At 54.8% G+C, this 9142-nt stretch carries 8 protein-coding genes; 3 read left to right on the top strand and 5 right to left on the bottom strand.

Annotation, left to right across the window (positions count from 1 at the left end; translation table 11 throughout):
- Nucleotides 1-22: 22 nt before the first annotated feature.
- Both ACAW74_RS27265 and ACAW74_RS27260 read left to right on the top strand, forming a co-directional pair.
- A complete protein-coding gene (locus tag ACAW74_RS27265) occupies nucleotides 23-343 on the top strand; it encodes a hypothetical protein (protein ID WP_370701433.1) in 321 nt (106 codons plus the stop codon).
- Nucleotides 344-361: 18 nt separating this feature from the next.
- A complete protein-coding gene (locus ACAW74_RS27260) occupies nucleotides 362-742 on the top strand; it encodes a hypothetical protein (RefSeq protein ID WP_370701432.1) in 381 nt (126 codons plus the stop codon).
- 100 nt (nucleotides 743-842) lie between these two features.
- Here the strand turns inward: ACAW74_RS27260 and ACAW74_RS27255 are convergent, their stop codons facing one another.
- The 5 genes from ACAW74_RS27255 to ACAW74_RS27235 all read right to left on the bottom strand — a co-directional run bounded on the left by ACAW74_RS27255 (nucleotide 843) and on the right by ACAW74_RS27235 (nucleotide 8124).
- Nucleotides 843-2873, bottom strand: coding sequence for a PAS domain-containing sensor histidine kinase (locus ACAW74_RS27255; RefSeq protein WP_370701431.1), 2031 nt, complete (start codon nucleotides 2871-2873; stop codon nucleotides 843-845).
- A gap of 235 nt (nucleotides 2874-3108) precedes the next feature.
- Nucleotides 3109-4656, bottom strand: a complete 1548-nt coding sequence (locus ACAW74_RS27250; RefSeq protein ID WP_370701430.1) for a S41 family peptidase — start codon at nucleotides 4654-4656, stop codon at nucleotides 3109-3111.
- Between the two features lie 125 nt (nucleotides 4657-4781).
- Nucleotides 4782-7184, bottom strand: a complete 2403-nt coding sequence (locus ACAW74_RS27245) for an ABC transporter permease (RefSeq protein ID WP_370701429.1) — start codon at nucleotides 7182-7184, stop codon at nucleotides 4782-4784.
- A 50-nt stretch (nucleotides 7185-7234) separates the two neighbouring features.
- Nucleotides 7235-7735, bottom strand: coding sequence for a hypothetical protein (locus ACAW74_RS27240; protein WP_370701428.1), 501 nt, complete (start codon nucleotides 7733-7735; stop codon nucleotides 7235-7237).
- 35 nt (nucleotides 7736-7770) lie between these two features.
- On the bottom strand, nucleotides 7771-8124 hold the full coding sequence (locus tag ACAW74_RS27235) for a PadR family transcriptional regulator (RefSeq protein WP_370701427.1): 354 nt from the start codon (nucleotides 8122-8124) through the stop codon (nucleotides 7771-7773).
- A 374-nt stretch (nucleotides 8125-8498) separates the two neighbouring features.
- Between ACAW74_RS27235 and ACAW74_RS27230 the strand changes: the two genes are divergently transcribed.
- Complete coding sequence (locus ACAW74_RS27230) at nucleotides 8499-8885, top strand: hypothetical protein (protein WP_370701426.1); 387 nt, start codon at nucleotides 8499-8501, stop codon at nucleotides 8883-8885.
- The last annotated feature ends 257 nt before the right edge of the window (nucleotides 8886-9142 follow it).

Raw genomic sequence — 9142 nt, 5'->3', positions numbered from 1 at the left:
ACCTCCTATTAGGATCAACCTTATGGAACGACTATCATTTATCTCGTGGCAGGACGGCCCCTTCGCCCTGGAGCTGTTTGCCGTAGATGCGATCGACTACCTGCAAGGCAAACGGCTTGAGTACCCCGAGCGGGCCGAGTTCTACGGTGCCGCAATCGTGAAGCTGCGGACAACCATTCGCAAAGAGATCGAGTTTGCCGCCGATGCGCAGGCGGTTGCCAAAAAGGGAAAAACCAAACGCAAAGACGCTGAGCGCTACCAAACCAGCTTTCAGGCAGCGGTGAAACGCCTCAAAGAAGACCTGATGCTGCTGAGCCAGGCAGAGAAAGACGAGCTGTTGTAATACCTACGGCGCAGTTTTATGGGCTATCGTACTTTATCCCGTGACGTTAAGCAACGAAATACATTGATGGAAAGTAACGTTCGCCTGCTTCAGCCAGAAGTATTCTTATATATGCGGCGCTACCTGACGGTTGACCGGAACCAATATGAGCCGTTTGGCCCGCCCAGCTGGGTGGATGCCGATCGTGCGTATCGATTTGCACAAGGGGATCGATTTCGCTTAGTATCCTACGAACGCTCTGAATTGACCGGCGAGTATGTGGTAGCCGACCCGCCGCTACTTGGTACAGAGCTTCGTACAACTAACAAAGGCAGCACCGTCAACGTACCCACGGTGACTGTCTATATGGTTATTGAGGAGCTGTGGTCTTGGATGAAGCAGGCACACGACAGGAAATAACTTGCTCCGCTTCCTGAGGGATAGCATGAGACGGTAACTGTTGACCGTTGGGCGTTTAACTGCTCAATTAAAAATTGCCTTTTCGGCAGAATGCGAACACCTAGGCGGGTAAGTACACACAGAAAGTAGCCCCTTCGCCGGGTGTGCTGGTAGCCGTAATGCCCCCGCCATGATTTTCGACCACCCGTTGGCAGATAGCCAGCCCTACCCCAGTTCCCGGATAGACATTTTTGCCATGCAGCCGCTGAAACACATGGAAGATTCGATCCAGGTACTTGGTGTCGAAGCCAACCCCTTGATCGCCTACGCTGATCTGGTGATAGAATGGTGCTGATTGGTTGGGGCGTATTTCTGGGGGCAAGTCGGCCAATTGCCGATGAAAGTAGTCGATCCGTATCTGAGGAGATTCAGAGGCTGGGGTAAACTTAATGGCGTTGCTCAACAGGTTCTGAAACAATTGGCTCAACTGAGAGCTGTCGCCATTCACAATAGGCAGCTCGGCGAGCTCAATCCGGGCCTGGCGTTGTTGGATCTCCAGCGAGAGCGTATCCAGCACGCCGGCTACCACGGCGTCGAGCGAAATAGGGCCGAAGGCCTGCTGTCGGGTTGTAATGCGGGAGTAACTCAGTAAGTCCTTAATCAGCGTGGACATGCGGGCACCGGACTTAGTAATGCGATCCAGGTAGTCGATCGCTGTAGCATCGAGCTGGTCCTGCAGGTATTGGTTCAGCAGCGTACTAAACGACTGAATTTTACGCAAGGGTTCCTGTAGATCGTGGCTGGCTACATAAGCAAACTGCTGCAGGTTATCGTTGGAGCGTTGCAGATCCTGGTTGGCCAGTTCTAATTCATTCGTCCGCGTCTGTACACGGGCTTCCAACTCTTGGGTGAGCTGCCGATAACGCCCTTCACTTTGCCGAAGCGCTTCTTCGGACCGGCGAAATTCAGTGACATCGGTGTTAATGGCCACGGCCGCGACAACCTGACCATTCACCTGTACTGGTGAGGCTGCACAGCGTACAACCCGGTCTTGCCCACTCAACCGGTGTCGTACCAACACGTCCTGTACCACGTGTTGGCCGGACAATGCCCGGGCAAAGGCTTGCTGGTCAACCGGGATAAAAGCGCCGGTCAGCCAGTCGCGCGTTTGTATTTCTTCCGCTAACGTACCAATATTTCGGTTGAGCTCTGCCAGCGTTGTGTAACCAAGCTGATCCAGGGCTGCCTGATTTGCCAGCGATATGCCATCAAAGCCACCGATGTAAATGCCGTCGGCCAGACTCTCCAATACCGCCCGTAGCCGCCCTTCACTTTGTCGAAGCGCTTCTTCGGCTTGCTTCTGATCATCAATGTCAACACTCATTCCGATCCATTTGGTGATTTGACCGGTTTGAGGATCTCGATAGGGTTCGCCTACGTTCAGAAACCAGCGGTATTCTCCCGAAGCAGATCGGTTGCGCTGTTTGATTGAAAAACCCGTGCCTTGTTGCATGGCTAGCTGAAAGGCAGCCATTAAAGTGGGGCTATCTTCGGGATGTACACTCTTATCAGATACCGCCCAAGCCGTTGCGGGCGCAAACGGAACACCACTATAGTCAAGCCACCATCTGTTCAAAAATTCGACATTGCCTATTGAATCGGTGACCCAAATGGCCTGCGGCAAGGCATCCGCCAGCAGACGGAACCGCTGCTCGCTTTCCTGAAGTGCCTGTTGGGCTTCCATTTGCTGAGTAACTTCTTGGGCCACACCAGCAAACCGATAAATCTGGCCGTCGGGATGGAAATAGCTTTTACCGGTAAAACGAACCCAGCGTAACCGACCGTCATCGGCCCCGATCGTGCGGTAGGTGACATCATAGTGTCCACCCGAGGGCGGAGTCAAGGCCCACTGAACGGCACTGTTCACCCGGTTTACATCGTCGGGATGGATAAAAGTAATGGCTTGTTCGTAGGCAAGTTGATTTCCTTGAGCCAAACCAAACAGGCGTTGACAGCGCTCATCCCATTTCACCTGCTGGGTTGCTGGGTCAAATTCCCAAACGCCCAGATTGGCTGCCTCTAAGGCAAACGCAATGTCAAGCCGTTGGTTGAGTGTGTTTAGGGGCTGTCGCGGCTGTTGATCGTGGGGCATAGGAAGAATAAATTTACGGGGTAAACTACCTCGTAATAAACTAGGTTCAACGGTTAATTTTACGATTCCCTATGCAACAGAAAGCAACACCTTCGACATGAGCTAAATCTGGAAGGCTGGGTACGTTATGAGTGGCCTTTTGTAAGGACAAGAGAATTCACTTGAGCAGCAATCCATGGCCAACCGGCCTTTCCTGCAAGCCAATTGGACAAATCATGAAAGTTACCGATTGGCCTTACCCGTTCAGGTAGTCGTACGTCAGAAAGCAATGCTCAACGACCTGTCCGGCCTGATTCAGCACGATCAGCACGCTCTGTCCTTTGCCCGCCCCCTGCAACAGGTGAATCCGTACGTACTGTTTATCGCCAATCGTCAGATGGTAAGACAGCGTCAACCGACGGGCGTTCCGTTTGACAAAAGGCCATTGCATGTTCGTTCGGAGTGGCCGACGTACCTGTACATAGAAGCGATGCTGCACGTTATGGCGATAAAAACGGGCGTCGGCGCCTCGCTCAGCTTCGATGCGCGCCCGCAGCTTGGGGCCGGCGCCATAAACGGCCTGTAGCGAAGCACACTTGTCGGCAAAAGGAGCCAGTAAGGTAGCATCTTCCTCAACCAACCCCATTGAGTAGGCCGTTACCTGGCCGTAAATCTGCTTTGTCAATAAACTATCCGCATAGAAGTCGAGCGCCAGTTGCTCGTAGCAGATCGTCTCCGACTTCAACTCCGTTGTATGCTCTTCGAAATAGCTCAGCGCTTTTTGAATACCCACGTCCAATCCGCGCTCGGTGTCTTCCCGACGGTGTACCACTGGCAAATCCACCGGAACGCCCCGTCCTTCGTAGCTGATGCGGCGCGGGTCGACACTCTGGCCGTCGGACAGCGCGATTTGCCAGCCGTTGGGTAGAGTAGCCCCATACATTGGAGAGAAAATCCCATTAGTGTTCTCGCCGATTAGCCTGACGTAGGGCAGTTCCTTCAAATACAGTGCGCAGTGATCCCCCGCGCTGATAGTCGCCCCGCTGGTCAGCAGCAGCGTCGGCTTGATAAGCTTTGGCCCTGTGGCCGGTTGCAGGTAATACGCGCTCCAGGGCGAGTACTCAGCATGAGGCTTATGCCAACGGGTACGGCCAAAGCCCACGAGCCTACGTACCTGAGTGAGGCGGGACGTCAGGGCATTTAGGTAAGCGGGAGCGCCCCCGCCGTTGATCCGGATGTCCAGTAGCAAGCCTTCCACGTCGGCAAAGGCTACCACCATTTCGTCCAGTTGCCGGGCAAACTCGTCTAAGGGCATACCCCCAAAGCCGTTAAGCTGTAGATAGCCATACCGATCGGATCGGCAGTACCCTCCCAGTTGGTAGCGCTCACTCTGAAACTTGGTAAACGCGCCAAAGCCCCGCTTTTGCAGATAAGCCAGCGTGACCTGCTGAAATTGCCGCTGCTGCTCTTTAGTGGGGTATTCCTGTAGAAACCGGGAATACTTGGCACTAGCGGGCAAATCGCCCGTTGGCGAGATCACCACATGACCGTCCCGGAGGGGAGCCACCATCTGGTTCATAATGGCCAACAAATCAGGATCGGAGGTGCGGGCGTTGACCAGGGGGCGGTAGCGCTGATATTGTTGATTCCAGTCGACACCTCTGGTCTCGAAGTGGGCATAGTGCTGGTTGAACAGTTGCCAGAATGCCTCAAAGTTGTGCTCTGGGCTTTTCTTGGTGGTAGACTGAGCCCAGCCGACGAGCGGACTGGTAAGTAGCAGCAGGAGGAGTAAAGCTAGTTTCACGAGATAGACAGCTAGATTGAACCACCGGTTGGTTCTTGACTAGATGCTGTAGTCAGCCCAATGCCATAAACGGGTTAGTCAGTGGTGCCGATCGCTGGCTCAACCCATCCGCGAACAGTCTTGCTTTACTCATTTTTCAGGTAATAAACCGGATTGGCCTGGGCGGCTTTCAGCGCCTGACGAGCGACGGTCAGCGCCGTTATCAGGCTGGTCAGTAGGAAAGTAGCCAGCAGCAACCAGCCATTTAGCGTTATTTTGTAGGCATACTGCTGTAGCCAGCCCGAGAGCAACCATGTCCCGACTGGGGCTGCCACCACGAAGCCCAATCCTAACAATTTACCAAACTCACGGCCCAGCAGCCACAGTAATTGCCCGGTTCGGGCGCCCAGCACACGACGAACGCCGATTTCTTTAGCTTTGGCCTCGCTCAGGAACGTAACCAGTCCGTACAAGCCCAGGCAGCTCAGCCCGATAGCCACCACCGCGAAGGCCTGAGCAAAGCCGGCCAGTAGCCGCTCAAGTTCGGTGAAGCTTTCCAGCAAAGCGGTCGTTCCTTCGGCATGATAGACCTGATCGGGCAACACCTTATCCCAGACCCGTTGAATGGCTTGACGAGTTTGCTCCGGGTGGACCGGACTCAGCCGCAGCATGGCTACCCGGCTATGGGGAATGTCCTGAATCAGGGTGATAGGCAGAATGGGTTGGTGCAGATCGCCACTGCGAAAGTCGCGCACCACCCCGACAATGACGCGGTCGGCGTCTTTTACCCGCATTGATTGCCCTACGATGGCGGCAGGCGAAGAAACGCCCAGTTGCTTAACCATCGTTTCGTTGACCAGCACCTCGCGGCCACTCGTGTCGGTGGTGCCAACGTTTCGGCCTGCCACCAGCGACAACCCAAATACTGACAGATAGTGCTCATCGACCGCCCGAACCCGGGTATCAAACGCTTCCGGTTCGGTAGCCGAATGGAAGCTAAACGGACTGGGCCGGTTGTAGGGGGAGGCGGGCGGATCACTACCGAAGGTTACCGCTTCGACGCCCGGAAGTTGGCCCCACGCCTGGCGCAGGGCCGCCAGTGGGGCGGGGCTGTGCTGGGGCAAAAAAACGGCGATTGTCGACTCGTACCTGAACCCCCAGCTCGCTTGTTGCATGTGCCTAAGCTGAGCACTGATCACCAGTACGGCCAGGATAAACACCTGCATCAGCACAAACTGCCCCCAGATGAGCCCCTGTCGGAGCGTTAGTTTGCCCCTGAGTCGCTTTGTCGTTTGGGCGGCAAAGGCTTTTGCCGGATCGAAACGGGCCAGCACTAAGGCAGGGTAAAGCCCCGAAAGTAGTATCACTCCGATGAGCAACCCTAGAAACCAGCTTAGGGCGCGTGGCTCGGCCACATCCAGCACGGAAAGATTCGGTCGGAGCATATCGACCGTGGCAGCCAGCGTGCGATTGATGAACGGCAAACTCAGCTGAGTCAACAGGAGCGCCATGCCCATTGCTCCAGTCACCAGCAGGGCCGTCTCGAGCAGGAACTGACCGATCAGTTGCCAGCGTGTGCTGCCCATAACTTTGCGCACGCCTACTTCCCGCGCTCGTCTTAGTGCCCGGGCGGTGGCCAGATTGACAAAGTTGATGCACCCCGCCAGGACCAGCAGCACGCCCACCCCGATCAGGGCGTAGAGTACCGGGCGAGGGGCCATACCACTGCGTTCGTGATTGAGTTCGGACAGAGGCAATACGTGGTAATCAAAATGGTCGACTGCCCGGGCAGGCAGGTGCTTGCGCCGAATGGCGGTTAAATTCTGCCGTAACAAGGCCGGATCGGCGCCTTCCCGAAGCCGTACGAAGCACATGGCCTGTAGCCCCTCCCAGTCGGACAAGGCAGCCGGGCCCTCCAGCACCGGAATGGTGGCGTAGGAGACGAACGCATCGAACCGAAGCTGAGTGTTAGAGGGCGGATCTCTGACAATTCCCGTTACCGTCAGGTCAGTGCGGTTATCTAATCGCAGGGTGCGACCCAAAGCCGGTGCCGCGTCGAAGAATTTTTGCGCGTAACGCTCGCTGAGCACCACCGTATTAGGCGCGGCCAGCGCCGTTTTGGGATTCCCACTGACCCACTCGACGCCGAACAAATCGAAGTAGTGAGGCTCGGCGAAGCAGACATTACGAGCTTCAGCAAATTTCTTGATCCAGCCGCCCTTCCCGTTAGGCACACTCAGGGTACGTCCGAAGAAAGTCTCCAGCCGGGTCGCGCTCTCCACAAAGGCGTAATCGCGCCGCAGCACTTGGGCCAACGGACGAGGGGCCGCGTCGGTGGGCATGCTTTTTTCTCCGTTCACATCGGTCACCACCCAATAGGATCGATCCAGGTGAGGATGGTAGCGGTCAAAGCTGAACATATAATTGACCACCAGGAAGATGATCAGGCCACTGGTTAACCCAACTGCCAACCCCAGGAGGCTGATCAGGTTGACATGCCAATGCTGCCACAGATGGCGCTTGGCCATGGTCAGGTAATGAATAATCATCGGAAAAGGAGTTTAGGTTGGACGAGTCAGTAGCCAGCGAAGACCGGGTACTAGCTGGTTGGTAAAGCCCGTTTTGCTGACTGGATCTTACCAGACCGCCACCACCAGAGAATTAGCATAGCCAGCAATGCCCCTGTTCCCCAACTAATCCGGAAGGCGCTCAGGGGTATGGCCAAAGGACGACTGACAACGATCAGAAAGCCCATTAGCAGCACGAACGTGAGCAGGTTGGAAAGAAGCATGTACCGGAAAGGCTTAGTTGTCGGTCGCCGTTTCAGGCGTCCTCGGGCTTTCAACGCAGCGGACACCATCGGGAATTGACCGGGGAAGACCTCCTCAACATAGCGCTGTGTCAACTCCGCCATGACTTGCGGGCTAGCCTGCCGGATAACCTGCTGGGCCGCTATGGCGAAGGGCTGTCCCTGATTCATTTGGTGTTCGATCAGGGAAGCGAGGTGGTCCAGCAACTCGGGCTCCAGCGCCTGATGCGGATTGGTTTGCCGGAGCTGCCAGGAGAGCTGGTCGAGTTGGGCGCGAGATAGTTTGTTCATAAAGCAGCAAAGGATATAGGCAGACAGAGCTGGGTTTACTGGCCGAGGGATACAGTCGGCGCGGGGTTGAGGATCAACTGCATTAACTGGATGAAACGATCAAATTCGCCCACTTTCTGAATGGCCGTTTCGCTTCCTATTGGGGTAAGTCGATAGTATTTGCGCAGGCGGCCGTCTACCTCTTGGGTGTGGGTCACGAGTAGGCCTTCCTCTTCCAGCTTATGTAACACGGGATAGAGCGCCCCAAACGTAAGTGTCAACTCTCCCGCCGTTCGGTCTTCGACGGCCTGCGTAATTTCATACCCATACATCTGCCCTTGCTGAGCCAGCAACTGAAGGACGATGGTCTTCAACGTACCTCGTATAAATTCCTGATTACCTGATTTCATGGGATTGCGTCCGTTAGCCGTACTTCTTGGTCAAAACAAATATATAAGAAAACTATATATACAAGTAACAACAAGTAAAGGATGCGCGTGTCTGGCGGAATCCATAACCGACCGGGTAACTTTATCATGTTGACGGCGATACTGGGGTCAGGCGCAGCGTTTCACTTTGGAGTGATTCGTACTAGTCTGGACGCCTGAACGGTCTGAACCAACTGAGGAAGCTTGCAAACTCTTATGGTTTTTACACTTGGATGTAAGAGTGTATCAGGATTGTGTGGCTTTTTCTGACCAGCTAGTCAGCAGCCTATCGAAGTTGGCAGCTTCCTAAGTACTTGTGCCGATCCTACCGGAAAAATCGTATTTTACCTGAATCTATGGGACAGCCGGTTGCCTACATACGGTATTTGCTAAGCTGGTCAAGCGGTTTGATCGCCGCCTGTCTGTTGCTGCTGCTTTCTGCCCAGGCCGCCGAAGCCAATGCCGTAGCGCAGCGGCAAACGTACCTGTCCTGTCGTACCGCCCAACGGCCTGTCCGCAAACCGGATGTCACATCAGGCATTCACGACCACGGCTCTATTGCCTTAGTTAACACACGGGTTGGCTTCTCGTTTGGGCCGCCACCCGTCTTCTTGCCCTGTTTACCAGCTATTTTCGAATACAAATCCGGCTTACAGGTACGTAGTCAACGATACGGCTCGTACTACTCCTTCCGTTTTCTGCAACTCATCTTCGAGCATCAGATTACGATCAATGCGCCCTGAAGCGCGTGCGCTCTTCTTTTGGTTTACAGCCAGCAAACCTGCTTCCAACGAACGTACCTGCGTGATCGGCTACTCCGCCTTTCCCAGACAGCGCCAAAAAGCTGATCAACGCTGCTGTTTGATCCACGCTACCGCAGCTGCGCTTTTCTCGTATGGCGTTCTCGCTTAGCGCTATGTAGCCTTTTGTAGGCTGCGTCATTCGTCTATACCAATTGGTCTGATTGGATTTGTCTGTCTGCACACGAAGCGAGACAATC

The sequence above is a fragment of the Fibrella musci genome, from assembly GCF_041321105.1.
GTDB classification, from domain to species: Bacteria; Bacteroidota; Bacteroidia; order Cytophagales; family Spirosomataceae; genus Fibrella; species Fibrella musci.
Note: the sequence above shows the minus strand (reverse complement) of the source record. Positions and strands in the feature narration are given on the sequence as shown.